The organism is Micromonospora sp. HUAS YX12 (assembly GCF_040215685.1).
Lineage (GTDB): Bacteria > Actinomycetota > Actinomycetes > Mycobacteriales > Micromonosporaceae > Micromonospora > Micromonospora tulbaghiae.
The window spans coordinates 1017776-1042405 of sequence record NZ_CP157974.1 but is presented as its reverse complement, the minus strand read 5'-3'; the positions used below and the strand labels follow the sequence as shown (position 1 = coordinate 1042405).

The following is a 24630-nucleotide window of genomic DNA, read 5'->3' as shown; positions in this document are numbered from 1 at the left end:
CGGGGGACTCGGCGACCCGGCCGAGCAGCGGGGGAGGGGCATGGCGGACAACCGGTCCTCGGAGGGGTTCGGCCGGCGCCTGGACGAGCACGCCATCGACGCCGGCGCGGCCGAGCCGGAGCGACCCGACGGACTGGTCGACAGCGGCGTCTACGTCGGCGGGGTACGCCGGGCGTCCCCGGTCAGCCTCGCCGACACGTTCCGCTGCCTGCAAGAGCTCGACGACGCGATGGCCTGGATCGGGCTGCGCCGGCCGAGCCGCGAGCAGATCGCCTCGCTCGCCGCCGAGTTCCAGCTCCCCGACCTGGCCGTCGAGGACGCGATCAACGCCCATCAGCGCCCCAAGCTGGAACGGTACGGCGACACCCTGTTCGTGGTGCTGCGCGCCGCCCGCTACCTGGACGAGCGGGACGCGGTCGAGTTCGCCGAGCTGCACCTGTTCCTCGGCCCCGGTTTCGTGATCACGGTGCGGCACGGCGGCACACCCGACCTGGCCGGGGTACGGCGGCGGCTGGAGGCCGAACCGGAGGTGCTCGCGCTCGGCCCGGAAGCCGTGCTCTACGCCGTGCTCGACCGGGTGGTGGACGGCTACGCGCCGGTGGTCGCCGGGCTGGAGAACGACATCGACGAGATCGAGACCGAGGTGTTCGGCGGCGACCCGAACGCCAGCCGCCGCATCTACGAGCTGAGCCGCGAGGTGATCCAGTTCCAGCGGGCCGCCCGGCCGCTGCTGAAGGTGGTCGACGCGCTCACCCACGGCTTCGACAGGTACGGCACGGACGAGGAGCTGCGCCGCCGGCTGCGCGACGTGGCCGACCACCTGACCCAGGTGGTGGAGCGGGTGGACGGGTTCCGGCACCTGCTCCAGAACATCCTCACCGTCAACGCCACACTGGTCTCGCAGGCGCAGAACGAGGAGATGCGCAGCCTGACCGCGGCGAGCTTCGAGCAGAACGAGGAGATCAAACGGGTCTCCGCGTGGGCGGCGATCCTGTTCGCGCCCACCCTGATCGGCACCGTCTACGGGATGAACTTCACCCACATGCCGGAGCTGGACTGGCGGTTCGGCTACCTGTTCGCGGTGGCCCTGATGCTGGCCGTCTGCGGCGCGCTCTACCTGCTGTTCAAGCGCCGCGGCTGGCTGTGATCCGGGCCGGGCGCGCCGCGGCCGGAACAGTTCGCCATCGGTGATCCACTAGAGTGTCCGGGTGGCAACCCCCTGTCGTCCGCACGTTGCCCGGATCGCGCGTCGTGGAGGGAAGCGCTGATCGGCGACACGGTTCCGGCACCGCGCGACGGGCACCGGACCGCCACCGGAGAGCGCGGGCTGGCCGGCCACTGTGCCCGGATCGTCGCGTCCCGGCCGTTCGAGGTGGCCATCGTGGTGCTCATCATGGCCAACGGGGTCGTGCTGGGCATCGAGACGTACCCGAACCTCGGCGCCGCCGGGCCGGTGCTGCGGTGGACGGAGTGGATGTTCCGCGCGGTCTTCGTCGTGGAGATCACCATCCGGGTGCTCGCGTACGGCCGCCGCCCGCAGGACTTCTTCCGGCACGGCTGGAACGTCTTCGACCTGCTGGTCACAGCGGCCATCTTCATCCCGGGCCTGCACGGCGACTCCGCGGTGCTGCGATTCATCCGGGTCGCCCGGGTGCTGCGTCTGGTCCGCTTCTCGCCCGGCCTGCGGACCATCGTCGCGGCGCTGTGGCGCAGCCTGCCCGGCGTCGCGGGTTTCCTCGCGCTCGCCGCCGTCACGCTCTACGTGTACGGCATGGCGGGCTGGCTGATCTTCGGCGACCGCTACCCCGAGCAGTACGGCGACATCGGCCGCTCGCTCGTCACGCTGTTCGTGCTGCTGTCCCTGGAGACGCTGCCGGACCTGCTGGAACAGGGTCTGGAGGTGTCGCCGTGGACGCTGCTCTACTACGTCAGCTTCGTGATGATCGCGGTCAACCTCCTGCTGAACATCCTCATCGCCGTCATCGTCAACTCGATGGAGGAGGCGCGCCGGCTGGAGATGACCGAGGGGCTGGCCCCGGACTACGACTCCGACGGCGACGGGATACCGGACGAGGTGGACCGCATCGCGATCAGCCAGCGCCTGGACGACCTCCGCATGGTGATCGCCGAGCTGGAGCGGGAACTGCGCATCGACCGGGAGGAGGCGCCGGGCGCACACCGCCGCCGCCAGCCCTCGGAGCACTGATCAGGGACGGTCATGACAGTTCCGTGACGAAAGCAGCTCCCGGGTTTGGCCGAGTGGTTGATCCGGGCAACCAGCGAGGCGTCAACACATCCGAGGGAAGGGACGCCTCTCGTGGAGATCACCGGCTTCTTCGCCGCGCTCATCATCGGCCTCGTCATCGGTGCGCTCGGGCGCCTGGTGGTGCCGGGCAAGCAGAACATCCCGATCTGGCTGACCCTGCTCATCGGTGTGGTCGCCGCGCTCGTCGGCACCCTGGTGGCCGGCGCGTTCGGCGTCGACGACACCCCCGGCATCGACTGGATCGAGCTGGCGCTCCAGGTCGGCTTCGCCGCCATCGGCGTCGCCGTCTTCGCCGGCTTCTACGGTCGTCGCCGCGTCTGAGATGTAAGGAAGGGGCCCTTCTTAACGCATTCTGCATAGGAAGGGCCCCTTCCTAACGCCTGGCTACTCCCGCCAGCCGGTCAGCTCGACGCCCTTGGCCAGCTCCACCCGGAAGCCCAGGGCGATCTCACCGCTCTCGCCCGGCGCCAGCGTCAGCCGCCAGGTCAGCTCGCCCAGCTCCGTACGCTCGGCCGGCGGCGGCGCCAGCGCGGTCTCGCGTACCACCACCGCCTCGTCCCGGGACACCGGCATCTGGTCCCGCACCTCGACAGTGGCCGGACGCGGAGTGTGGTTCGCGACCGTGATCCGGTACTCCACCTCCCGCCGCCGCGTCGACCCGAGCGTGGCCCTGCTCTCGGTGCGCCGGGTCAGCTTCCGCTCCACCCGCACCCGGTCGTCGATCCCGAGCGCCAGCTCCGTCTCCTCGCCCGGCGCCCACGTCGTCAGCCGCGTCGCCGCCACGAAGTCGGCACCGTGGAAGACCGACGCCGGGCCGGGCAGCAGCGTGTGGTCCGACGTGTTGCGTACCGTGGCCCGCAGGTGCGCCTCGGCGGCGCGCACCGGCACGCTCACGTGATCCAGCCGGGCCGGCAGCTCCAGCACCGCGATGGTGACCCGGTGCGCGCTGCCGTCGGCCGGCACCGCCACCGGCCGGGCGGGCCGGTAGGTCGCCGCCGTCACGCCCTGCTCGACCTCGGCGACGCTCTCCCGCACCGCCGGCGCCGCGGACCGCGCCGCGCGCGCCCGGCCCGCCGGCGCCGCGCCGGGCGCCGGGGGCGGCACCATGCCGGCGAACGACGCGGCCGACACGGCCATCGGCGGCTCCGGCCGGAGCCGGTCGAGATACCAGGGCGACAATTCGGGTACGCCGCTCGCCGCCGCCGGGCGGGCGGTGGAGAGCTGGAGTTCGCACTCCGGCCAGTCCTCCCCGGTGCCCTGGCTGACCAGCCCGAACCAGGTGACGGTCATGGTGTCCTCGACCAGCCGCAGGTCGTAGGAGGGCGTCCAGCGGGCACCGTCCACCAGGTACGTCAGCTCCAGGTCCACCTCGGTGTCGTCGGCGTCCACCGAGACGGACACCTCGGCGGCCAGCCGGTCCGGCTCCCGCTTGCCGCGCGCCGCGTCCAGCTCCCGGTCGGCAGCGGCCAGCTCCTCGGCCAGCTCGGTGCGCCGCCGGGCCAGCCCGCGCCGCCGGGCCCGTGACTCGGCGAGCTGACCGGACACCGAGTCGGTGAAGGCCGCGACGTCAGCCGGGGCCGCGTCGCCGGCGGCCAGCGCCCGGGCGTACGTACCCCCGGCCCGCTCGGCCAGCCGGGTGAGGAACTCGCCGCGCTGTTCCTCGATCGCGTCGGTGTCGCCGGCCTCGGCCAGCTCGTCGGCCAGTTCCCGGCGCCGCCGCTCCAGCTCGACGACCTGGGCGTCGGTGCTGCGGGCCTGCCGCCACGCGGTCACGTCCACCCCGAGCACAGTCACCGCGCCCCGGCCACCCACCCGGATCGAGTCGCGGCGCAGGCCCAGCGGGAGCGGGGCGACGCGTACCCGGTGGTCGCCGGCGGTCAGCCGGACGCGGCCGCGGCGGGTGACCCGGGCGCGGTCCGGGTAGACGGTCACGCCGACGACTGGCGCATCGATCTCCACAGTGTCCACGGCGGCGAGGGTAGTTCAGGCGCGCTCGGCGGGCCGGGCGAGCAGCCACGGGAGGCGATCAGGGCGGATTTCTGGCACGGTGGGTGGAAGTGAGATGTCGTCGGCGGCGCGGTTGAGGGGGAGTGGTGGAGTTCTCGGTGACGACCCGGCAGGGGCGCGTCGGCCCGGTGGTCGAGGTCGCCGGCGATCTGGACATGGCCGGCGCGCCGCAGCTGCGTGACCGGCTGCTCCAGGTGGTGGAGACCGGTGCGCGGACGGTGGTCGTCGACCTGACCCAGGTCGGGTTCGTGGACTCCAGCGGCCTGGGCGCACTCGTTCTCGTCTACAAGAACCTGCGGGAGCGCGACGGCTGGCTCGGTCTGGCCGTCGTCCGCCAGTCGATCCGCAACGTCTTCTCGATCACCTCGGTGGACCGCGTCATCCCGCTCTTCGGCACGGTGCGGGACGCCGAGGACGGCTCACCGGCGGCGGTGCGCTGAGCGCTCCTCGTCCGGACTGACGCGGGCGGTGTCGGCGCCGGCGGTGCTGCGCCGCGGCCCGTGGTCGCCGTACCAGTCGATGACGAGCAGTGTGGCGTCGTCGGTCAGCGCCGGCCCGGCGATCTCCAGCACCGCGTCGGACAGCGCCCGGACCGCCTCTCGGGGGTGCAGGTGGGCGAGGCGGAGCAGGGCGGCGGGCAGGTCGAGGTCGGCGGCGTTGCGTTCGCGCATGCCGTCGGTGACCACCACCAGCCGGTCGCCGGGCAGCAGGGCCAGCTCTCCGCTGCGGTAGCTCTCCTCCGGGAACATGCCGAGCGGGAAGTTGCCCGGCAACTCCACGAGTACGACGCGGCCGTCCCGGACCAGCATCGGTGGTACGTGCCCCGCGTTCACCAGTTCGCAGCGTCCCGTGGTCAGGTCGATGCGGCCCAGTACGGCGGTGACGTACGCGCCGCGCACGTTCGCATGCTCCGCGACGGCCCGGTTGGCCTCCTCGGCCTGGGCGACCAGGCCGGCGCCGCGCCGGCGGGTGTTGCGCAGGCTGCCCACGCCGAGGGTGGCGGTGAGCGCGCTCGCCACGCCGTGGCCCATGGCGTCGGTGACGCTGAGGTGCAGCAGGTCCCGCGCGAGGCTGTAGTCGAAGGTGTCCCCGCCGACGCTGGCGGCGGGTTCCAGCCAGCCGGAGAGGGTGAAGGCGCCGCCCTCGCAGGTGAACGAGGCGGGCAGCAGACGGCGCTGGATCTCGGCGGAGAGGCTGAACGGGGTGGTCCGCTGCCCCCCACTCGAACAGGTCGGTGTGCCTGCGGTTGGCGATGACCACGAACGCCAGCGCGTGCGCGGTGCGGGCGACCCAGTTCACCACGTCGTGGTCCGGCTCGTCGGGCAGGTCGATCTCCAGCAGGCCGATCACCTCTCCGCGGTCGGTGACCGGTGCCAGCACGGTCCACGTGCCGTCGCCGGGGACGACCTCGGGGGCCTGCTGCCGGAGGGCGCGTTCGTAGGGCCCGCCGTCGAAGGGGAGGACCTCGGCGTCCTCCTCGCCGTGGCGCCGGCCGGGACCGCCGCCGGTCGGCTGGTGGGTCAGCCGGACCAGCGCACGGCCGCTGAGGTCGGCGATCAGCAGCGAGACGCCGAGCGCGTTCAGCGCCGCGGCGATGACGCCGGTGACGGCCTCGACCGCCTCCACCGGGGCGGCGTCCTCGGCCGACTGCAACATCCCGGCCAGCACGGCCTGCTCGCTGTCCTCCACGCTCCGAGCATATTCAGCGCGCGGGGGTGCCGCCTCACGAGCGGACGCTCGCGCCCGGAGGGTCGTGAGCGTCCGATGGTTCCCTATTGCATATAGTTGGCAACTGCCGAATAGTGGCAGAAGCGGGCGGGTGCTCGGGCATGCGGTGATCTGATCTTCGCCGGAGCGCCCGCCCGGCCGGAGGACGAGTTCAAGGGGTTGCCGGTGGCGATCAAGCCCAAGCCCGTACGCGTGGCCGCGATGCTCGCCGCCCTGCTCGCCACCGTGGGGTGCTCGTCGCCCACGGCGTCGACCGGCGGCACGGGCAACGCCGGCACGCTGGTGGTCGCCACCGCCGGTGAGCCGGACACGCTCAACCCGGTGCTCAACTACGGTGTCGACGGCGCGTCGCTGATCTTCGACGGGCTGGTCGCCCGGGACGCCCGCAACGAGCTGGCGCCCGCCCTGGCCCGTGAACTGCCCACCGTCTCGGCGGACGGGAAGACGGTCACCGCGAAGCTGCGCGAGGGCGTGCTGTTCCACGACGGCACTCCGCTGACCGCCCAGGACGTGGTGTTCACCTACCAGGCGGTGCTCGATCCGGCCGTCGACTCCACGCTGCGCTCGGACCTGGACATGCTCGCCTCCGTCACCGCACCCGACCCGGCGACAGTCGTGTTCACCCTCAAGTACGCGTACGCGCCGTTCCTGCAACGGCTGGCGCTGGGGATCGTTCCGGCGAAGGCGTTCGCCGGGCAGGACGTCAACAAGGCCGGCTTCAACCGCAAGCCGGTCGGCACCGGCCCGTACCGGGTCACGTCCTGGACCCCGGGCGACCGGCTCGTGCTCGCGGCGAACGAGACGTACTGGGGCGGCAAGCCGGCGAACTCGGGCGTGGTGGTGGCGTTCGTCGCCGACGACAACGTCCGGGCCCAGCGGATGCGGGCCGGCGAGTTCGACGCGGCGGAGCTGGCGCCGAAGCTCGCGTCCGGGTTCGAGGGCCGGAACGGCTACCGGGTGCACAAGGTGCCGACCGCCGACTACCGGGGCGTCATGCTGCCGATGGGCAACCCGGTCACCGCCGACCTCGCGATCCGCAAGGCGCTGAACGTCGCGGTGGACCGGCAGGCCATGGTGACCGGCGTGCTCGGCAGTGCGGGCGAGCCCGCGTTCGGGCCGGTGCCGCCCACGTCGCCGTACGCCGAGCCGTCGATCGCCGGCAGGCCCGCCGCCGACATCGCCGCGGCGACCGCCGCACTCGACGCCGCCGGATGGACGCCCGGCCCGGACGGCATCCGGGTCAAGGACGGGCGGACGGCCGCGTTCGCGCTCATGTACCCGGCCACCGACAGCCTGCGCAAGGAACTGGCCCTGGCCGTCACCGCTGATGCGAAGAAGGTCGGCATCAAGGTCACGCCGGAGGGCCTGACCTGGGACGCGATCACGCCGCGAATGAAGAGCGACGCGCTGATCATGGGCTACGGCACGCCGTACGACCCGGACTTCGTCTCCTACAAGCTGTTCAGCTCGGCCTTCGCCGGGCAGGGCTTCTTCAACCCCGGTTCGTACCGCTCGGCAATCACCGACGCCGCGTTGCGGGACGGGCGGGACAACGCCGACCCGGCCGCCCGCAAGGCCGCGTACGCCACGTTCCAGAAGCAGCTCGCCGCCGACGTGCCGTGGGTGTTCCTCACCTACCTCCAGCACACCTACGTGCTGAAGGACGCCGTGACCGGGGTGACGCCGCGGGTCGAGCCGCACGAGCACGACGTCGCCAACAGCATCTGGTGGAACGTGCACACGTGGACGAAGAAGTCGTGACGGCGCCCGTGACCGGCCGGCGGCGGCCGGCCGGGGCGGGCGCCGTGGTCCGGCGGCGGCTGCTGGTCGCCGTACCGGTGCTGGCCGCGACCAGCATGGGCATGTTCGCGCTCGGCGCCGCCTCCCCGATCGACCCGGCCCAGCAGTACGCGGGCGCGGCGGCGTTCACCACCAGCGAGGAGAACCTCGCGCAGATCCGCGCCAACTGGGGCGTCGACGACCCGCTGCCGGTGCAGTACGCCCGCTGGATCGGCAACCTGCTGCGCGGCGACCTCGGCTGGTCGACGAGCCGGCACGAGCCGGTCACCTCGGTGCTCGCGTCCCGGGCCGGCTGGACGCTGTTGCTCGTCGGCACCGCGCTGGCCCTGGTGCTGGTGGCGAGCGTGCTGCTGGGCACGCTGGCCGCGTACCGGCGTGGTGGCTGGTTCGACCGGGGGCTGCGCGCCGTCGCGTACGCCGTGCAGTCCATGCCGGTGTTCTGGATCGGCCTCGCGGCGATCGCCGTGTTCGCCCTCAGCCTCGGCTGGCTGCCCGCCGGCGGGCTCACCGACATCACCGCCACCGGCACCGACCCGGCCGACGTGGCCCGGCACCTGGTGCTTCCGGTGACCGTGCTGGCGATCTCCCAGGCGCCCTGGTTCGTCCTGTTCGTCCGCGACGCGGTCGCCGAGAGCCTGCGCGACGACCACGTCCTGGCCGCCCGCGCCCGAGGGCTCCCCGGCCGGGTCGTCCTGTTCGGACACGCGTTGCGTACCGCGCTGCTGCCGTTCCTCACCCTGGTCGGCACGCACCTGCCCGAACTCGTCGGCGGCGCGGTCCTGGTGGAGACCGTGTTCTCCCTGCCCGGCCTCGGCGCGGTCACCGTCGAGGCTGCGCTGGGCGCTGACTTCCCGCTGCTCGCGGCCACGACCCTGGCCACCACCGTCGTGGTGCTGACCGCGAACCTGCTCACCGACCTCGCCTACGCCGCCGCCGACCCCCGGGTACGCCTCGATGACTGATCTCGCCCTTCCCGCGCGCGTCCGGCGCCTGCGCCGCCCCGGCAGCGTGGGCACGGCAGTCGCCGTCGTCGTGCTCGCCGGTGTCGTCGCCGCCGCGCTGCTCGCCCCGGTCCTGTGGCCGCTGGACCAGAGCGCCGTCGACCTCTCCCGTACCCGGCTCGCGCCCTCGGCGGACCACCTGGCCGGCACCGACGACCTCGGCCGCGACGTGGCGGTGCGCAGCCTCTACGGCCTGCGCGTCTCGCTGCTCGTCGGCGCGGTCGCCGCGCTCGTCGCGGCGGTCATCGGCGGGCTGGTCGGGGCCGTGGCCGGCAGCGTCGGCGGCTGGGTGGACCGGGCGCTCATGCGCGTCGTGGACACCGTCGCCGCGCTGCCGCACCTGCTGCTGGGCATCTTCATCGTGGCGATGCTGCGCCCCAGCCTGGGCGCGGTGATCGCCTCGATCGCGCTGACGCACTGGCTCTCCACCGCCCGGATCGTGCGGTCCGAACTCCTCAGCCTGCGCAACCGGCCGTTCGTCGACGCCGCGATCTCCGGCGGCGCCGGGCGCGTCCGGGTGCTCACCCGGCACCTGCTGCCGCACGTGCTGCCGCGCCTGGCGCTGGCGACCACGCTCATGGTGCCGCACGCCGTCTGGCACGAGACCGCGCTGTCCTTCCTCGGCCTCGGCCTGCCCCCGCACCTCGCCTCGATCGGCAACATGATCAACGACGGGCAGCGGTCGCTGCTCACCGGCGCCTGGTGGGCCAGCATCGTCCCCGGTCTCCTGCTCGTCGCGGCCACGCTGGCGCTCGCCGTGCTCAGCGGCCGGTGGCGCGACCGCCTCGACCCGCGCGTACGAGCGGAGCTGCACCTGTGACCGCCCCGGCGCTGCTGACCGTCGACGGGCTGACCGTCCGCTTCCGGCTGCGCGACGCCGTCGTGCACGCCGTGACCGACCTGAGCCTCACGCTGCGGCCCGGCGAGCTGCTCGCGGTGGTGGGCGAGTCCGGGTGCGGCAAGTCCGTCCTCGCGCACGCCCTGCTCGGCCTGCTGCCGGGCAACGCCACGGTCACCGGGCGGGCCCGCCTGCACGCGCCGGGACGCCACGAGGCCGACCTGATCGGCGCGGGGGAGCGGCACCTCGCCCGGCACGTACGCGGCCGGGGCGTCGGCCTCATACCGCAGAGCCCCGCCACCGCGCTCACCCCGGTGCGTACCGGGCGGAAGCTGCTGGAGGAGACGCTGCGCGCCCACGGACACACCCGCCGCGACGCACCAGCCGCCGCCGACCGGATCGCCGCCGACGTCGGCCTCGACCCGGCCGACCTGGACCGGTACCCGCACGAGCTGTCCGGCGGCATGGCCCAGCGGCTCGCCACCGCGCTCGCGCTCGCGCCCGACCCGCCGGTGCTGCTCGCCGACGAACCCACCACCGGCCTCGACCGGCCGCTCGTCGACCACACGCTGGACCTGCTGCGCCGCCGCTGCGACACCGGCGCCGCCGTCCTGCTCATCACGCACGACCTGGCCGCCGCGCGCCGTGTCGCGGACACCGTCGCCGTGATGTACGCCAGCCGGATCGTCGAGCACCGCCCCACCGGGGCGCTGTTCGACCGCCCGGCCCACCCGTACACCGCCGGTCTGCTCGACGCCCTGCCCGACCGCGCCTTCGTGCCGGTGCCCGGGCATCCGCCCACGCTCACCGACCTGCCCGGCGGCTGCGCCTTCGCCCCGCGCTGCGCCCGCGCCACCGACACCTGCGGCACCCTGCCCCGCCTCGCCGCCGACGGCTCGGGCCGGGTCGCCTGTCACCACCCGCTGCGCGAGGAGGTACCGGCATGACGATCACGGCTTCGGGCCCCACCGACGCCGCCGCCCCGGGCGACGCGCCGGCCGGCGGGCTCGCCGCGCACCAGGTCTCCGTCGCGTACGGCGGCCAGCGCGTCCTCGACCGGGTCGACCTGCACATCGCCCCCGGTGAGACGGTCGGGCTGCGTGGCCCCTCCGGCAGCGGCAAGTCCACGCTCGCCCGCGTCCTCGCCCTGCTGCACGCCCCGGACAGCGGTCACGTCACGATCGACGGTCAACCGCTCGGCGGCGTCCGCTACCGCCTGCCGGCGGAACTGCGCACCCGCGTCGCGATCCTGTTCCAGAGCCCGCGCGCCGCCACCGACCCGCGGCTCAGCCTCGCCGACATCATCGCCGAGCCGCTGCGCGCCACCGGCACACCGCGCGAGCAGGCCGCCGCCCGTACGGCGGAGCTGGCCGACCTGGCCGGACTCACATCCGACCTGCTCACCCGCCGCCCGCACGCGGTGAGCGACGGGCAACTGCAACGCGCCTGCCTGGCCCGCGCCCTGGTCCACCGGCCGGACTACCTGCTCTGCGACGAGGCCACCGCGATGCTCGACGCCTCCACCCAGGCGCACGTCGCCGCCGTCGTCACCGACTACCAGCGCCGGCACTCCGCCGGGGTCCTGGTCATCACCCACGATCCGGCGCTGATGGACCGCTGGGCCACCCGGGTGGTGGACCTGCCGGCGGTGTGACGTCACGTCACCGGGCGGCCGGGCGGCGTACGGCGCCCAGCGCCCCGGCGGCAGCACGTCGGGGGCCGGGCGGTGGCCCGGCCGCTTCGCCGCGACCGGGCCACCGCCGGCGGGCTCAGCCGCCGAGGCTCGCCGCGGCGGACTGGATCGCCGAGGCGAACGTGCTGACCTGGGTGTAGACGCCGGGGTAGTTGGGGCGGGCGCAGCCGTTGCCCCAGCTCACGATGCCCACCTGGATCCAGGCGTTGGTGGCGTCCCGGCGGAACATCGGGCCACCCGAGTCGCCCTGGCAGGTGTCGACACCGCCGCTGGCGTAACCGGCGCAGATCTCCTCGCTGGGGATGACGTCGCCGCCGTAGTAGCGGTTGCAGGTGGTGTCGTCGACGAACGGCACGGTGGCCTTGAGCAGGTAGCGCTGCTGCGCGCCGCCCTCCCGCGCGGCGCCCCAGCCCGCCACCGTGAAGGTGCCGTTGTCGTACGCCGTGGTAGTGGCGATCTTGAGCGTGGCGAGCGAGGTGACCGGGGTGGCGAGCCGGATCAGCGCCCAGTCGTCGCCGTTGCCGTTGTAGCCGGGGGCCCGGTAGACGTAGTTGGAGCGGACCTGGATCCGGCTGGAGGACTGGAGGTCCACCACGCCCAGGGTGGCGGTGATGCTGGTGTTGGCGCCGGTGCGGCCGACGCAGTGCGCGGCGGTGAGGACCAGTCGCGGGCTGTAGAGCGCTCCGCCGCAGCCCATCGAGAGCCGGACCATGAACGGGAACTCGCCCTGCGCGGCCCGGGTGCCGCCGACGACGTACGGCGTCATGTCCCCGGCGGGCGCCGCTCCGGCCGGTGCCACCACGGTGACCGCTCCGGCCGTGACCACTGCCAAGACGGCCGCCATCCGGCCGAGGAATCTACGCCAACGGACCATGGTCCCTCCAGACATCGACTGTGTGCCGCCCGGCCAGGCCGCACTCGAGGTGGCAGGAGCCTATGGGTACGTATCGATGATCGGCAATGGATGCGGGCATCCCGTCTGTGTCATACGTCGCCCGCGACGATGCGGCCGAGTGGGATTTTGCACTCCCAGTGCACTTGTCTCCGGTTTCGCGGCTGCCTAGCGTCAGGCCATGGCTGACTCGTGGACGTTCGCTGTGGCCCGTGACGACCTCGCTCGCACCACACTCCGCGACGGCGCCGTGCCCGGCCTCGCCGACGGAGAGGCGCTGCTGCGCGTGGACCGCGTCGGCCTGACCGCCAACAACGTCACCTATGCGGTGCTCGGCGAGGCGATGCGCTACTGGGAGTTCTTCCCGCCGCAGCCCCGTGGGCTCGACGGTGGGTGGGGACTCCCGCCACTGTGGGGCTTCGCCGAGGTGGTCGCGTCCACAGTGGGCGGCGTCGAGCCCGGGCACCGGGTCTACGGCTACCTGCCGCCCGCCGGCCACCTGGTGGTACGCCCGGACCGGGTGGACGCGTCCGGGTTCCGCGACGCGAGCGCGCACCGGGCCGCCCTGCCCTCGCCGTACAACTCCTACCGGTCGACCGGCGGCGACCCCGCCTACCGGGCGGAGCAGGAAGACCTGCTGATCCTGTTCCGGCCGCTGTTCTTCACCTCGTTCATGCTCGCCGACCAGGTCGTCGACGAGGACGGCTACGGGGCGCGGGCGCTGGTGCTGTCGTCCGCGTCGAGCAAGACGGCGTACGCCACCGCGTTCGAGCTGCACGGCCGCGGCCCGCGCCTGATCGGGCTCACCTCACCCGGCAATCTCGCCTTCACCCGGTCGCTGGGCTGCTACGACGAGGTCATCTCCTACGACGACATCGGCGCGCTCGACGCCGTTCCGACCGTCTACCTCGACCTGTCCGGCTCACCCGCGACCCGCGCCGCCCTGCGTGCGCAGCTCGGTGACCTGCTCGTCCGGGACATCGCCGTCGGTCTGACCCAGCAGACGCCCAACGCCGGCGCCGCCGGGGAGGTCTTCTTCGCGCCGGTGCGTATCCGCAAGCGGAGCCAGGACTGGGGCCGGGCCGGTCTCGACGAACGGTTCGCCGACGCCTGGCAGCGGTTCTCCCAGGTGGTGAGCGGCTGGCTCGACGTCCGGGCCGGCACCGGCCCGGAGGCGCTGCGGGACGCGTGGCTCGACGTCCTCGCGGGCCGTACGCCGCCCCGGGTGGGCCACGTCGTGCAGCTCTGAGACGTCGCCGATTTCGGCCGCGACGCGCCCGCTCGGCCGATGCGCGCTAGGCTGTCCACGCGGGGTACCGATGACTGATCGCCACCCCCTGCTTCTCCCACGGTTTCCCAGCCGCGATGACTGAGTCGAGCGCTGCCGTGCAGATTTCCTTGGAGCACCACGTGCCCGACAACACGTTCACCCTGAACCCCTTCCGTGTGGAAGGCCTCGGGGCCACCGACGACGAGCGCAGTCCGATCGCGGACATCAGCGCCGAGTCCATGACCCGCCTGCGGAGCCCGTTCACCGCGGCGCGCCCCGCTCGCGAGTCGGCCGGCGCGCCGGCCCGGCGCTAGGCCGGTAACCGGGCGTGACGGCCCCGGCCGCGCGCACCGGTCCGTGACGCCACCGCCGGGCGTGATCGGCCAGTGGTCAGCGGTTGAGGTAGGCGGCCAGGCCGCCGAGTTCCTCGTTGGCGATGAAGACCGAACGGACGTTGATGAACGCCGGGTTCGCCGCCTCCACCACGTGCGTCGGTCCGGCAAGCGCCGCGAAGACGGCGATGGACTGCCCGAACAGCGTCCGTAGATCCTCGTCGGCGGGCCGCCCGGCGACCGGCGAACTCACCGCGGTCGGACGCCGGCCCGGTAGCGCCGTCATGCCTGGTCTTCCTCCCACGCCGGCTCGTCGGTCGGCTGGCGGGCCTTCGTCCGATGATCGCCCCAGATTACGGGGCAGTGTCCGGCGTTCACATCTTGGCATCGACGCCTGCCTCCGTTACCGTCGTGGGAACGCTCCCATGAACTTAGATACGTCTATGTGATCAGGAGGAAACACGACGTGGCTATCCTCTCGTCCCGCCGCAGATCAGCGGCCATCAGTGTGGCCGCGGTCGCGGGGCTCGCCGCGGCCGGCGTCGGTCTCGCCGTCGGCGGCGCGTCCGCCGGCACAGTGTCCGGATCGCTCTACCGCGACCCGTCCTCGGCGGTCGTCCGCTGGGTCGCCGCCAACCCCGGCGACTCGCGTGCCGCCGTCATCCGCGACAAGATCGCGAGCCAGCCGCAGGCCCGCTGGTTCGCCAACTTCAACCCGTCGACCGTTCAGTCCGAGGTCTCCGGGTTCGTCGGCGCCGCCAACGCGGCACAACAGATCCCGGTGCTGTCGGTGTACGAGATCACCAACCGGGACTGCGGCGGTGCCAGCGCCGGTGGGGCGCCGGACCTCAACCAGTACCAGACCTGGGTGTCCAACTTCGCCCGCGGACTCGGCAACCAGACCGTCCTGATCATCCTGGAGACCGACTCGCTCGCGCTCCAGACCTGCCTGAGCACCGGTGAGCTGAACGCCCGCAACCAGGCGCTCACGACGGCGACCCAGACCATCAAGTCGGCGAACCCCAACGCCAAGGTGTACCTCGACGGCGGCCACTCGACCTGGAACAGCGCCAACGACACGGCCAACCGGCTCCGGGCGGCCGGCGTGCAGTACGCCGACGGCTTCTTCACCAACGTGTCGAACTTCAACCCCACCTCCAGCGAGGCGAACTTCGGCCGGGCGGTCATCTCCGCGCTCAACGGCATGGGCATCTCCGGCAAGCGTCAGGTCATCGACACCAGCCGCAACGGGGGAGCCGCCGGGGACTGGTGCGCCGACGACAACACCGACCGGCGCATCGGGCAGTACCCGACGACGAACACCGGCGACGCCAACATCGACGCGTACCTCTGGGTGAAGCCGCCGGGTGAGGCGGACGGCTGCCGCTACACGGCCGGTTCGTTCCAGCCGGACCTGGCCTTCAGCCTGGCGAACGGCGCGCCCAACCCGCCCACCACCGCGCCGCCGACGACCAACCCGCCGACCACCGCCCCGCCGACGACCGCGCCGCCCACCACGGCGCCGCCGACCACGGCGCCGCCGAACGGTAACGGCTGCTCCGCGTCGGTCGCGATCAACCAGTGGAACGGCGGCTTCACCGCGAGCGTGAACGTCACCGCCGGCTCCGTGGCCATCAACGGCTGGACCGTGACCGTCGCGCTGCCCGGCGGCGCCGCGATCACCGGCACCTGGAACGCCCAGGCCAGTGGCACCAGCGGCACCGTCCGGTTCACGAACGTGAGCTACAACGGACAGGTCGGCGCCGGGCAGACGACCAACTTCGGCTTCCAGGGCACCGGCACCGGCCAGGGCGCGACCGCCACCTGCGCGGCCTGACCGGACCCGATGCCAGGGCCCGGCGCGGAGGATCGCTCTCCGCGCCGGGCCCTCGTCGTCGGCCCTGGTCCTCCCCGTCGACGTCGATACGCTCCTGTCCAATCCGAGCACCCGTCCGGGGCTGATGCTGGGCGGGCAGGTGAACCTGACCGGCGGCAGCCATGACGTGGAGATCGACCACATCGCCGTCGGGCTGGTCACCCGCGTGGAGATCGACGGCGCGGAGGAGGAGTACGACGCCCTCGTCGAGTTCCACCGCCTACAGGTCGCGGGTGGTCTGCACCTGCACCAGGGCCGGCAGTTGTCGCTGCCGTTCCAGGTGGCGATGCCGTGGGAGACCCCGGTGACCGACCTGTACGGGCAGCACCTGCACGGCATGACGATGGGCCTGCGCACCGAGGTGACGATCCGCGGCGCGATCGACAAGGGCGACCTGGACCCGGTGTCCGTGCACCCGCCGCCGGCCCGGGTACGGCGGTCTTCATCGCCCGGTAGGTGGCATCGGCGTCGGGTCGTTGTCGCCATGGCTCGCGCCTGCTTGCTCGGCGGACCCGTCATCCTGAGGACCGTCGGCCAGGAAATCTAGGTTGGAACGGCTAGACATCTTCTGCGGTGTGGCATACTCTTCTTCGAGTCGAGAGGAAAGATCCGTCAAGACGCAGACGGGCTGTCCGGCCGTGAGGACACGACGGGCGGCTAGGAGAGGAACATGCTTCACCGTTCCTCCCGAGAGGCAGTAAGAGCACGTCAGTTCCGGCGTGACACACGCCGGGGTGCAGGTGGGGCCGAGGTTCTTTCAGGGCTCCAGCTGATGTTCGCCGCACGTGTCGGGGCTGTGAAGTCGCGTGGGCTCCGGCGCCGGCGGACCGTACGACAGCAAGGGAAGAAGTAGCAGAGGAAAGGGAGGGCCGTACACCGTTGGATCGCCCGCCGTCGGCCGTCATGTCAGGCCGGGCGGACACCGCAGTTTCCATCGAACGAGAGGTGGTCTCCGGTCACGCATATGCGATCCTCGCACCCGAAGCCGTCGATGACGGCTGGTGCGGATACGACAAGCCGACGTTCCGGTCGGTAGATGGTGTTCTGACCCGTAACCCTGGGCCCCGGCGCTTGTGCGCCGGGGCCCTCGACGTGGAGGTGACATGGGGCAAAACCCCGAAGACATGTTCGGCGATGAGAACTACCCGGCCTACACCATCGGGCAGGCCGCGGAGATGCTCGGCACCACTCAGGACTTCCTGCGCCGCCTGGACGAGGCGAAATTGATCAACCCGCACCGCTCCAGCGGCGGGCACCGCCGCTACTCCCGCTACCAGCTGCGCCTGGCCGCCCGGGCCCGCGAAATGGTCGACGACGGCACCGCCCTGGAGGCTGCCTGCCGGATCATCATTCTGGAGGACCAACTCGAGGAAGCCCTCCGGCAGAACGAGAAGCAGTAGCGGGGCCGCGGCGACAGGACTGACCGGCCCCACCGTCGTGCGAGGTCGTCGGCGGGCGATGAGCCGGCCGGCCGGCCAGGCGAACGTCCGGGTTCCCGCCTCGGTCCGGGCAGCCCCGCTCGTCGCACCTCTTCACATCCCGGCCGGCGACCGGGATGCTGTGCGTGACCGGCGGTCCGAGGCGTCGCCGGCCTACGCCGGCCGGCGTAGGCCGGGCGCGGCGGATCGGCGGCGTGTAGCGTCCGATCATGGGCAGCGGCGGAACGGACGACGTGGGTGCCGGGCGGAGCACCGCTCGCGGCGCCGGCGACGTGGCGTTGTTGTCGGAAGAGATCACCGCTGCGCGGGTTACGGCGCTGCGTCACGCGGTCGCCGCGGCAGCCCGTTCGGCGGGTCTGGTCGGCCCCGGGCTGGAGGACTTCGTATTGGCGGTGCACGAGTTGGTCACCAACGTGGTGCGCCATGGCGGGGGCAGCGGCGAGGTGCGTCTGTGGCAGCACCACGACCTGCTGACCTGCCAGGTCAGCGACAACGGACCCGGGCTGGGTGGGATGGCCGTCGCCCGGCCGTCGCCCGGGGAGGTCGGCCACCGGGGACTGTGGCTGGCACAGCAGCTCACCGAAGGACTGATGATCGACAACTCCGGACAGGGAACGACCGCCTCGGTGACAGCGCAGCTACGCCCTCGATCCACCGTGTACGAGGAAGGGTGACAGTGGCCACGGAGCAGACCTGGCACTGGCATGTCGACGTCGGTGCTGATCGTCGTGTCCTGGCGCTGTCCGGCGAGATCGACATGTCGGGCGTCGATCGGCTCGATGACCTGCTGCACGAGACCATCGCCCAGGCCGGGACGGTGGAGATCGACCTGGCGGGGTTGACCTTCATCGACTCGACCGTACTCAGCATCCTGGTCGGAGCGCACCACCACGCGGCCGACCGGGGAGTGGATCTCACCCTGCTCAACGCCACTGGGCAGGTCCGCCGGATCCTCGACATGACCGGCATCATGCAGCTGTTTGGCCGGGGGGCAGATCCGCCACCCACCGCGGTCTGAGTGCGCAAGGCGGGGAATCTCGTCGCGGCGGGCGGCGGAACAGCCGTTGCGACGCTGGGACTGCGGGGCGGTCAGGCCCCGCCTGCCGTGGGCTCACGGAAGCGGACCATGAGTACGGTGGCGTCGTCCTGCAGCCGGTCATCCTGGTAGGCGAGGATCGCGTGAACGAGGCGCCGCGCGGTCTCTGGTAGCGGCAGCCCGTCGGCCAGTGCCCGGACGGTGAAGTCGACCAGCCGTTCGGTGCCGAACCGTTCCCCGTCGGCCGAGCGGGCCTCGATGATGCCGTCGGTGTAGAAGAGAACGTCGTCGCCGGGTTCGAGGGCTTCCTCGACCACCACCGGAGGACGCCGGTCGCCCAGGGCCACCGGCAGGGCGGTGGGCGTGGGCAGGACGGTGGCGACCCTGCCGCGGCGGAGCACCAGCCCGCTCGGGTGCCCGGCGGAGATGACCCGCAGCCGGCCGGTGCGCTGGTCGAGTTCGGCCAGCACCCCGGTGATCAGCCCGCGCCGGTCGTGGTGACGCACCGCGGTGTCGATGTGATGGTAGGTCTCGACCAGGTCGAACCCGCCCCGACGGGCATTTCGGTAGGCGGCCAGGGCCAGGCTGGCGAGCATCACGGCGCGCATCCCGCCACCGGAGCCGTGCCCGACGGCGTCGAACAGGGCGAGGTGGGCGATGTCGCCGTTGACCGCATAGTCGAAGGCGTCGCCACCCACGTCGTAGCAGGGCTCCAGGATCCCACTGATGATCATGCTGCCGGTGGAGAAGGTAAGCGGCGGAAGTTGGGCGCGCAGCATCTCGGCGGGCAGGCGCATCGGCTCGCGGCGGCGGACCCGCTCGATCGTGTCGCTGTGGTGCGATCGCGTGATCACCAGCTCGGCGAGCAGAGAGGCCACCGCCTCGAACGCGGCCACCTCGGAGTCAGGCACGGCAGCCGGGGCGACCACCTCCGCGACGCCCACGCGCTCCAGACCATTGAGCAGCGGCAACCACAACCGCGCACCGTCGTCCACCGGGCCGCCGAACGGGCGCAGCATGCTGAACGCCCGGCCGGCCATGGTTCCCTCGATGGCCAGCGAGACCCGACGCGGTGCGTCCGGACCGGGCAGCGCGAGCAGCTGACGCTGCTCGTGGTCGACCACATAGAGGATCATGTCGTCGGCGCCGAGCTGCCGGGCGGCCCGCCGTGCCATCCCCGGCAGGTCCTCAGGCCGGGCGTGGTGCGACTGCCACAGCAGACCTCGCAGTGCGTCCCGCTCGCTCATACCCACCGACCTTCGCCCCCGCCCACGCGGGGCTGCCCGAGCGGTCAGAGTACGCGGGCGCTCCACCCATCACGCGCTGGTGCGCCACGGTCTTGTTCGTCGGGGTCGGTGCCGGTTGCGGCCAGATCCACTCACCGCCATCGGATCGACGGATGGTGTGCTACGGTAGCCGAGTTGCAGTTTTGATTTCCGTAGACGTTTTCCGGCGCCTGATGGGGCATCTGAAACCCATCCAGGCGCTTTTCGTTTTTCGTGTCGTTTCGACGCGGGTGATCAACGCGGCGGCGTAAGGGTCCGCACAGTGCGGTCTCTAACAGCCTGCGAAGGAGCAGACATGACTACAGGTACCGTGAAGTGGTTCAACGCCGACAAGGGCTTCGGCTTCATCAGCCCGGACGGCGGCGGCGCCGACGTCTTCGCCCACTTCTCCGCGATCTCGGCGAGCGGCTTCCGCAGCCTCGACGAGAACCAGAAGGTGGAGTTCGACATCACCCAGGGCCAGAAGGGCCCGCAGGCGGAGAACATCCGCCCGCTCTGATCCACATTCTCTGAACGGCGGCCCGACTGGTTCAGCGGGCCGCCGTTCGGCGTTTCATGCGCTAACCACGCCATCGCGAAAGTCATGGCCGACGACGTGGAGGCCCTCGTCGACAACCTGGTGAAGCAGCGGGCCGAGCCGGCCTGACCGCCTACCCGCAGCGAGGGGCGGCGGCCAGGGCCGGGCGTCAGAGTGCGGCGCGGATCGCCTCGGCGAGCGTTGTGGGGGTGCGGCCGAGCAGGCCGGCCAGGTCGTCGCCGACCTCCAGCTCGCCCTGGGCGAGGCCCCGGTCGCCGTCGGCGAGCACTGCCGCGTACCCCTCGGGCAGGCCGGCCGCGACCAGCAGTTCGGTGTACTTGTCCACGGGCAGGTCGAGGTAGGAGATCGTGCGACCGGTCTGCCGGGAGATCTCGGCGGCCAGTTCGGTCAGCGTGAAGGGCACACCGCCCAGCTCGTACACCTTTCCGGCCTGGCCCGCTGCGGTGAGCACCGTGGCGGCGGCCTCGGCGTAGTCCGCGCGGGTGGCGGCGCTCACCCGCCCGTCACCCGCCGCGCCCGCCACCCCGTGCTGGAGGTACGTGGGAAGCTGGCCCGTGTAGTTCTCCAGGTACCAGCTGTTGCGCAGGAACACGTGCGGCAGGCCGGAGTCGCGGATCAGCTGCTCGGTCGCCTTGTGCTCGGCGGCGAGCACGAGGCTGGAGGTGTCGGCGTGCGCGATGCTGGTGTAGGCGACCAGCCCGATCCCGGCCTCCTTGGCGGCGGTGACCACGTTGCCGTGCTGCACGATCCGCTTGCCGACCTCGCTGCCGGAGACGAACATCAGCTTCTCGGCGCCCGCGAAGGCCGCCTGGAGCGACGCGGGGTCGTCGTAGTCGGCCCGCTGGGTGACCACTCCCAGCGCGGCGAGGCCGGCGAGCCGGTCGACGTTCCGGCCGAGCGCCACGATCTGGTCGGCGGGTACGCCCCGGTCGAGCAGCGCTTCGACGATCAGGTGACCGAGGGGACCGGTGGCGCCGGTGACGACGATGGACATGAGCACTCCTGTTGGTTGCGTATCAACTGTCTTCCCACGCCAACGGGAACAACGTCTCATTACTTCCTGTTGGAGAGTGGGCACCTTCGAGTTCGGTACGCACTGAAAGAGAGTGACAACATGCAGGCCGACCCGTTCAACCGGAACTGCGGCAGCCGGAAGGTCCTCGACCGGATCGGTGACCGCTGGAGCGTGCTGGTCGTGCTCACCCTCGCCGCCGGCGACAAGCGCTACGGCGAGCTGGCCGAGCGGATCGACGGGATCAGCCAGAAGATGCTCACCCAGACCCTGCGCGGCCTGGAGCGGGACGGCATCGTCACTCGCACCGTGCACGCGAGTGTGCCGCCCCGGGTGGACTACGCGCTCACCGACCTCGGCCGCAGCCTGCTGGAGCTGATCGCCGCACTGGAGGCGTGGGCGACCACCCACCTCGTCGAGGTCGAGGCCGCCCGCGCCCGCTACGACGCCCGCAGCTAGGTGTACTGCCGTGTCTCGTGGATCTTGGACGAGATCGCGTAGCCGGATCTTCGCCGTGACGGCCCGGGCAAACCGGTGCCAACGGGGGTCATCCCGGCCGACCGCCGGTCGCAAACAGGGGTTCGTGTGCTCGGCGTGTGGTCGTGGGCTGGGCGAACAGGGGTCCGGGGAAGTGGGTGAACGCCTGCCACTCCCTGCCACCCCAGGTGAACCCCCAGGTCGCTGGACTGTGTCCGCGCGCCCTCGTAGCTCAGGGGATAGAGCATCGGTTTCCTAACCCGACGCTCCGCCGGTGTCCGCAGGCCGATGACCTGCGGCCTTCCTATCGTCCCCGTTGTGTGCCGGTCGCTTCGCGGGCTCGCTGCGATCGCTTGCCGAAGATCATCTGGAGCGTTGTGGGCCCTGTGGGTGCCGGCTTGACGTAGCCGCGAGTCGGGGCCGAGTCATCGTTCCTCGTCGTCGAGCAGTTCGCGGCGCCACTCCGCGAACCGGCTTCGGAGATCGTCCAGCGCTGGGCCGGTGACGCCGTACTGGGCGAAGTCGTCGGGATCGAGCTGGGCGGCTTGTCCGAGGGCCTCGGCGAAGATGCGCGGGTCGAAGCCACGGTCGGCGCGCTGCGCGAGAGCGAGGAGGGTGTCGGGGGTGTAGCGGCCGGATCGGAGGGTGGCGTCGATGTCGATGAAGTCGCGGGCGAACGCTCGCCCGTAGAGGGCGCTCATCTTGTTCGCGACCGCGTCGTCGGGGTGTAGTACGGGTCCGATCGCCATGAGGATCGGTTCGTTGGCACGCCAGTCCACGCCGAGTTCGACCTTGGAAACCCGGGTGCCGTCGGTGACGGCCAGCCGGGCGAACGTGTCGTACTGCCGCTCAATCTCGACGGCGAGGCCGTCGTCTCGGTAGGCGTGCACGACGGCGGCGACCGCGACGGTGAACTCGTCGTGGCGGTCCCAGGCGGTGAATAGGTCGACGTCCTCGCTGGGCCGTTCCAGAAGCCCGGCGGCCTGGACCGCGTAACCGCCGGCGAGGGCGAAGCCGTATCGATCGGCCGAGCCGAGCCCGGTACGGGCGAGGAGTTCGTGGAACGATCCACCGCTACGCCGCGTTGCTGCGGGTCGCGGCGAGTTCGGGGAAGGCGTCCTCCCAGCGCTGGCGAAGCTGGGGCGGCAGCCAGAGAGTGGGCCAGAGCCGCCGGAGAAGGTCGGCGTCGAGCCACGTGTTCAGGTCCTCGACGGTACTGGCTTCGGTGAGGACGACCTTGTACATGCTGGCCAGGCGCGCATTCCGGTTCAGGTCGTACTCGGCGTGCCCGGACCAGTCGAGATGGCGCGGAAGCGTCACCATGCCCTCGGTGGGGCCGTGCAGCGCGGCGAGAGTTTCGGCCACGACGTAGGGCTTGCGGTCGCCGTAGGGCCGGTAGTCCGCTGGCGGCCGGGGTGCCGTCCTGCGCCGGCTGAGATTGGTTGCCCGCCGGACCTCCGGTCGGAGCGCCTGCCGGATCGTCTCCCGGCTGTACCCGGTGACCCGCTGCAGATCCACCGGCCGCCACCCGGCCGCATGAAACGCCCGCAGCTGCTCGTCCCGCTCGGTCAAGGCAGCCGCCCGCGTCGCCTCGTACCGGGCGACAACCGCATGCAGTTCGTCTTCGGAGAACCGGCTCATTCCCGTCAGCCTACCACGCTAGGCCAAGCACGCTTGGCTTCGCTGTCATTCGGATTCGGGTCCTCACCGACGGCTGCCTTGATGGCCGGCAGTTCCGGGGCGAGTCGTACCTCGTCGATGACCGGTCAACTCAACCAGCGCACGTTCGATCTGCGAGGAGGCGCACTTTCGATCTGCGGCGACACCCGTGTTCGATACGCGGGCCTGCGGCGTTCGACCTACGGCATCCAGCAGGTTGGTCAACTCCTGCCAGCCGTTACCCGGCTCCGGTCACGCGCAGGTCGGCGATCAGCAGGTCGAGCAGCCGCTCCTCCATCACCGCGCGGCCGGTCCGCCGCATCGACTCGCCCAGCGACTCGTCCCACGGCGTCCGGGTGGGCGTACCGATCAGTGCCGTGCCGGTGCCCGCCCCCGGCAGGTAGTCAGCCGCGGTCATCCGCCACGGAACCGCGCCCGGATACCGCTGGAGAGCCGCCGCCGTCAGTCGTACGCCGGTCCAGTCGAAGTCGTTGCGCCACCGGATCGCCGCCCCGGGAGCGGCGCCGAGCAGTGTGTGGACGGCGACCGACGGCACTCCTTCGGTGCAGATCAGCGGTGGGGCCTGGGCACCGAGCGTGGTGGTGGCGGCGCGCAGCACGGCGGGGTTTTCGCAGACGTATACCTCGTCGCAGTTCAGGGTGAGCGGTGCCAGGCGCAGTTGGTGCAGGGTGACCCGCATCGGAACACCTGCCCGCGCGGCTTCCGTCAGCCACCTTCCGACCAGCCCGCCGGTGGCCGGTGCGTTGAGCACCAGCACCTGGCTGGCGAGGTCGTCCGGGACCAGACCAACCGATTCCCACAACGCCCGTTCCCGCTCGCCGTCGACCGGGAGCGCCGTCTGCTGCCAGATGGCGACGGCCCGGAGGACGAGCCCGCGCAGCGGCCCGTCGGTGAGGGCCTTCGTGTCGTCCAGCACCCGGTCGGCGAAGACCGGAATTGGTTCGTCGGCCGCGGGCAGCGCATCCAGGACGCGGACCACGTCCTCGAACGGCAGTCCGGTGCGGACGATGCGGGTCAGGGTGCCGTCGCGGCGCAGGCCGTCGAGCCATCCGGTATACCAGGCGGTGCCGGCGTGCCGGCCATCGAGGGCCAGGGAGAGGACGGCGTCGCGGGCCACTGCCTCGCGTGTCCGGTCGGACGGTCGGTTGCGCAGCGGGGCCATCGTGGTGAGCACCTCGACCAGGCCGACTCCGTGCGCGCCGCGCAGGTGCTCGTCCACCTCACCGAGTCGGATGCTGAGGCGGGCCGCTGCGGCCGAGCGGTGGGTGCCGGTGATGCCGATGATCACGAGACGTTCGTCGTCGGTGGGGGCGGAGAGCGTCACGGTGGTGTCGAGCCGGCCACCGCTGCGTTCCAGGCTGCGCCGGGCGGCCGCCAGCAATCTCCGCCAGCCGGGCTGCTCGACGAGATCCGCCGGACCGCCCGGCCGATCCCGCCCGGTCGGCATGAGCGACGGATG

At 72.0% G+C, this 24630-nt stretch carries 26 protein-coding genes and 2 pseudogenes; 19 read left to right on the top strand and 9 right to left on the bottom strand.

Annotated features, from left to right (window positions below):
* Positions 1 to 40: 40 nt before the first annotated feature.
* The 3 genes from ABIH81_RS05155 to ABIH81_RS05145 all read left to right on the top strand — a co-directional run bounded on the left by ABIH81_RS05155 (position 41) and on the right by ABIH81_RS05145 (position 2587).
* Entirely contained in the window at positions 41 to 1147 is a 1107-nt protein-coding gene (locus ABIH81_RS05155; protein ID WP_349879254.1) for a magnesium and cobalt transport protein CorA, read from the top strand.
* A 234-nt stretch (positions 1148 to 1381) separates the two neighbouring features.
* Positions 1382 to 2206 carry an ion transporter gene (locus ABIH81_RS05150; RefSeq protein ID WP_349879253.1) on the top strand — a complete coding sequence of 275 codons (825 nt, stop codon included), beginning with the start codon at positions 1382 to 1384 and terminating at the stop codon, positions 2204 to 2206.
* A gap of 111 nt (positions 2207 to 2317) precedes the next feature.
* A complete protein-coding gene (locus ABIH81_RS05145; RefSeq protein WP_349879252.1) occupies positions 2318 to 2587 on the top strand; it encodes a GlsB/YeaQ/YmgE family stress response membrane protein in 270 nt (89 codons plus the stop codon).
* Positions 2588 to 2650: 63 nt separating this feature from the next.
* Here the strand turns inward: ABIH81_RS05145 and ABIH81_RS05140 are convergent, their stop codons facing one another.
* Positions 2651 to 4234 (bottom strand): DUF4139 domain-containing protein, encoded by a 1584-nt coding sequence (locus ABIH81_RS05140; RefSeq protein ID WP_349879251.1) that lies wholly within the window; start codon positions 4232 to 4234, stop codon positions 2651 to 2653.
* Positions 4235 to 4371: 137 nt separating this feature from the next.
* Here ABIH81_RS05140 and ABIH81_RS05135 point away from each other — a divergent pair, with 137 nt between their 5' ends.
* The gene (locus ABIH81_RS05135) at positions 4372 to 4713 is read left to right on the top strand and encodes an STAS domain-containing protein (RefSeq protein ID WP_349879250.1); all 342 of its coding nucleotides are present in this window, start codon (positions 4372 to 4374) and stop codon (positions 4711 to 4713) included.
* On the opposite strand, the gene ABIH81_RS05130 is transcribed toward ABIH81_RS05135, so the two are convergent.
* Positions 4693 to 5304 (bottom strand): PP2C family protein-serine/threonine phosphatase, encoded by a 612-nt coding sequence (locus ABIH81_RS05130; RefSeq protein ID WP_349879249.1) that lies wholly within the window; start codon positions 5302 to 5304, stop codon positions 4693 to 4695. The genes ABIH81_RS05135 and ABIH81_RS05130 overlap by 21 nt on opposite strands.
* 52 nt (positions 5305 to 5356) lie before the next feature.
* Here ABIH81_RS05130 and ABIH81_RS05125 point away from each other — a divergent pair, with 52 nt between their 5' ends.
* From ABIH81_RS05125 to ABIH81_RS05100, 6 genes are all read left to right on the top strand, one after another.
* Positions 5357 to 6058, top strand: coding sequence for a hypothetical protein (locus ABIH81_RS05125; RefSeq protein WP_349879248.1), 702 nt, complete (start codon positions 5357 to 5359; stop codon positions 6056 to 6058).
* A gap of 108 nt (positions 6059 to 6166) precedes the next feature.
* Positions 6167 to 7762, top strand: a complete 1596-nt coding sequence (locus ABIH81_RS05120) for an ABC transporter substrate-binding protein (protein WP_349879247.1) — start codon at positions 6167 to 6169, stop codon at positions 7760 to 7762.
* Positions 7759 to 8763 carry an ABC transporter permease gene (locus ABIH81_RS05115; protein ID WP_349879246.1) on the top strand — a complete coding sequence of 335 codons (1005 nt, stop codon included), beginning with the start codon at positions 7759 to 7761 and terminating at the stop codon, positions 8761 to 8763. The genes ABIH81_RS05120 and ABIH81_RS05115 overlap by 4 nt, the downstream gene beginning before the upstream one ends.
* On the top strand, positions 8756 to 9622 hold the full coding sequence (locus tag ABIH81_RS05110) for an ABC transporter permease (RefSeq protein WP_349879245.1): 867 nt from the start codon (positions 8756 to 8758) through the stop codon (positions 9620 to 9622). The genes ABIH81_RS05115 and ABIH81_RS05110 overlap by 8 nt, the downstream gene beginning before the upstream one ends.
* A complete protein-coding gene (locus ABIH81_RS05105) occupies positions 9619 to 10587 on the top strand; it encodes an ABC transporter ATP-binding protein (protein ID WP_349879244.1) in 969 nt (322 codons plus the stop codon). Before ABIH81_RS05110 ends, ABIH81_RS05105 begins: the two co-directional genes overlap by 4 nt.
* Complete coding sequence (locus ABIH81_RS05100) at positions 10584 to 11294, top strand: dipeptide/oligopeptide/nickel ABC transporter ATP-binding protein (protein ID WP_349879243.1); 711 nt, start codon at positions 10584 to 10586, stop codon at positions 11292 to 11294. Before ABIH81_RS05105 ends, ABIH81_RS05100 begins: the two co-directional genes overlap by 4 nt.
* A 115-nt stretch (positions 11295 to 11409) precedes the next feature.
* Here the strand turns inward: ABIH81_RS05100 and ABIH81_RS05095 are convergent, their stop codons facing one another.
* Positions 11410 to 12207, bottom strand: coding sequence for a serine protease (locus ABIH81_RS05095; RefSeq protein WP_349879242.1), 798 nt, complete (start codon positions 12205 to 12207; stop codon positions 11410 to 11412).
* A 199-nt stretch (positions 12208 to 12406) separates the two neighbouring features.
* Between ABIH81_RS05095 and ABIH81_RS05090 the strand changes: the two genes are divergently transcribed.
* Together ABIH81_RS05090 and ABIH81_RS05085 are read left to right on the top strand one after the other, a co-directional pair.
* On the top strand, positions 12407 to 13474 hold the full coding sequence (locus ABIH81_RS05090; RefSeq protein WP_349879241.1) for a DUF2855 family protein: 1068 nt from the start codon (positions 12407 to 12409) through the stop codon (positions 13472 to 13474).
* Between the two features lie 116 nt (positions 13475 to 13590).
* Complete coding sequence (locus tag ABIH81_RS05085; protein ID WP_349879240.1) at positions 13591 to 13809, top strand: hypothetical protein; 219 nt, start codon at positions 13591 to 13593, stop codon at positions 13807 to 13809.
* A 76-nt stretch (positions 13810 to 13885) separates the two neighbouring features.
* On the opposite strand, the gene ABIH81_RS05080 is transcribed toward ABIH81_RS05085, so the two are convergent.
* Positions 13886 to 14113: a hypothetical protein gene (locus ABIH81_RS05080; protein ID WP_349879239.1), complete on the bottom strand. Its 228-nt coding sequence runs from the start codon at positions 14111 to 14113 to the stop codon at positions 13886 to 13888.
* Between the two features lie 180 nt (positions 14114 to 14293).
* Here ABIH81_RS05080 and ABIH81_RS05075 point away from each other — a divergent pair, with 180 nt between their 5' ends.
* The 5 genes and pseudogenes from ABIH81_RS05075 (at position 14294) to ABIH81_RS05055 (ending at position 18160) form a co-directional block, all read left to right on the top strand.
* Positions 14294 to 15664: a glycoside hydrolase family 6 protein gene (locus tag ABIH81_RS05075; protein ID WP_349879238.1), complete on the top strand. Its 1371-nt coding sequence runs from the start codon at positions 14294 to 14296 to the stop codon at positions 15662 to 15664.
* Between the two features lie 31 nt (positions 15665 to 15695).
* Positions 15696 to 16127, top strand: a pseudogene (locus ABIH81_RS05070) (sporulation protein); the annotation flags it as partial.
* A gap of 679 nt (positions 16128 to 16806) precedes the next feature.
* Complete coding sequence (locus ABIH81_RS05065; RefSeq protein WP_349879237.1) at positions 16807 to 17103, top strand: helix-turn-helix domain-containing protein; 297 nt, start codon at positions 16807 to 16809, stop codon at positions 17101 to 17103.
* A 248-nt stretch (positions 17104 to 17351) separates the two neighbouring features.
* Positions 17352 to 17816, top strand: a complete 465-nt coding sequence (locus ABIH81_RS05060; protein ID WP_123109932.1) for an ATP-binding protein — start codon at positions 17352 to 17354, stop codon at positions 17814 to 17816.
* 2 nt (positions 17817 to 17818) lie between these two features.
* Positions 17819 to 18160 (top strand): STAS domain-containing protein, encoded by a 342-nt coding sequence (locus ABIH81_RS05055; protein WP_349879236.1) that lies wholly within the window; start codon positions 17819 to 17821, stop codon positions 18158 to 18160.
* Positions 18161 to 18231: 71 nt separating this feature from the next.
* Here the strand turns inward: ABIH81_RS05055 and ABIH81_RS05050 are convergent, their stop codons facing one another.
* Positions 18232 to 19425, bottom strand: coding sequence for a PP2C family protein-serine/threonine phosphatase (locus ABIH81_RS05050; protein WP_349879235.1), 1194 nt, complete (start codon positions 19423 to 19425; stop codon positions 18232 to 18234).
* Between the two features lie 334 nt (positions 19426 to 19759).
* On the opposite strand from ABIH81_RS05050, the gene ABIH81_RS05045 reads away from it, so the two are divergent.
* A complete protein-coding gene (locus tag ABIH81_RS05045; protein ID WP_007074326.1) occupies positions 19760 to 19963 on the top strand; it encodes a cold-shock protein in 204 nt (67 codons plus the stop codon).
* 187 nt (positions 19964 to 20150) lie between these two features.
* Here the strand turns inward: ABIH81_RS05045 and ABIH81_RS05040 are convergent, their stop codons facing one another.
* Positions 20151 to 20996: an SDR family oxidoreductase gene (locus tag ABIH81_RS05040; protein WP_091330282.1), complete on the bottom strand. Its 846-nt coding sequence runs from the start codon at positions 20994 to 20996 to the stop codon at positions 20151 to 20153.
* A gap of 120 nt (positions 20997 to 21116) precedes the next feature.
* On the opposite strand from ABIH81_RS05040, the gene ABIH81_RS05035 reads away from it, so the two are divergent.
* Entirely contained in the window at positions 21117 to 21473 is a 357-nt protein-coding gene (locus ABIH81_RS05035; protein ID WP_349879234.1) for a helix-turn-helix domain-containing protein, read from the top strand.
* Between the two features lie 443 nt (positions 21474 to 21916).
* Here ABIH81_RS05035 and ABIH81_RS05030 read toward each other — a convergent pair.
* The 3 genes and pseudogenes from ABIH81_RS05030 to ABIH81_RS05020 all read right to left on the bottom strand — a co-directional run.
* Positions 21917 to 22555: pseudogene (locus tag ABIH81_RS05030) on the bottom strand (nucleotidyl transferase AbiEii/AbiGii toxin family protein); the annotation flags it as partial.
* Positions 22556 to 22565: 10 nt separating this feature from the next.
* Positions 22566 to 23132, bottom strand: coding sequence for a hypothetical protein (locus ABIH81_RS05025; RefSeq protein WP_349879233.1), 567 nt, complete (start codon positions 23130 to 23132; stop codon positions 22566 to 22568).
* 256 nt (positions 23133 to 23388) lie between these two features.
* Positions 23389 to 24618: a TIGR02679 family protein gene (locus ABIH81_RS05020; protein WP_349879232.1), complete on the bottom strand. Its 1230-nt coding sequence runs from the start codon at positions 24616 to 24618 to the stop codon at positions 23389 to 23391.
* Positions 24619 to 24630: the final 12 nt, after the last annotated feature.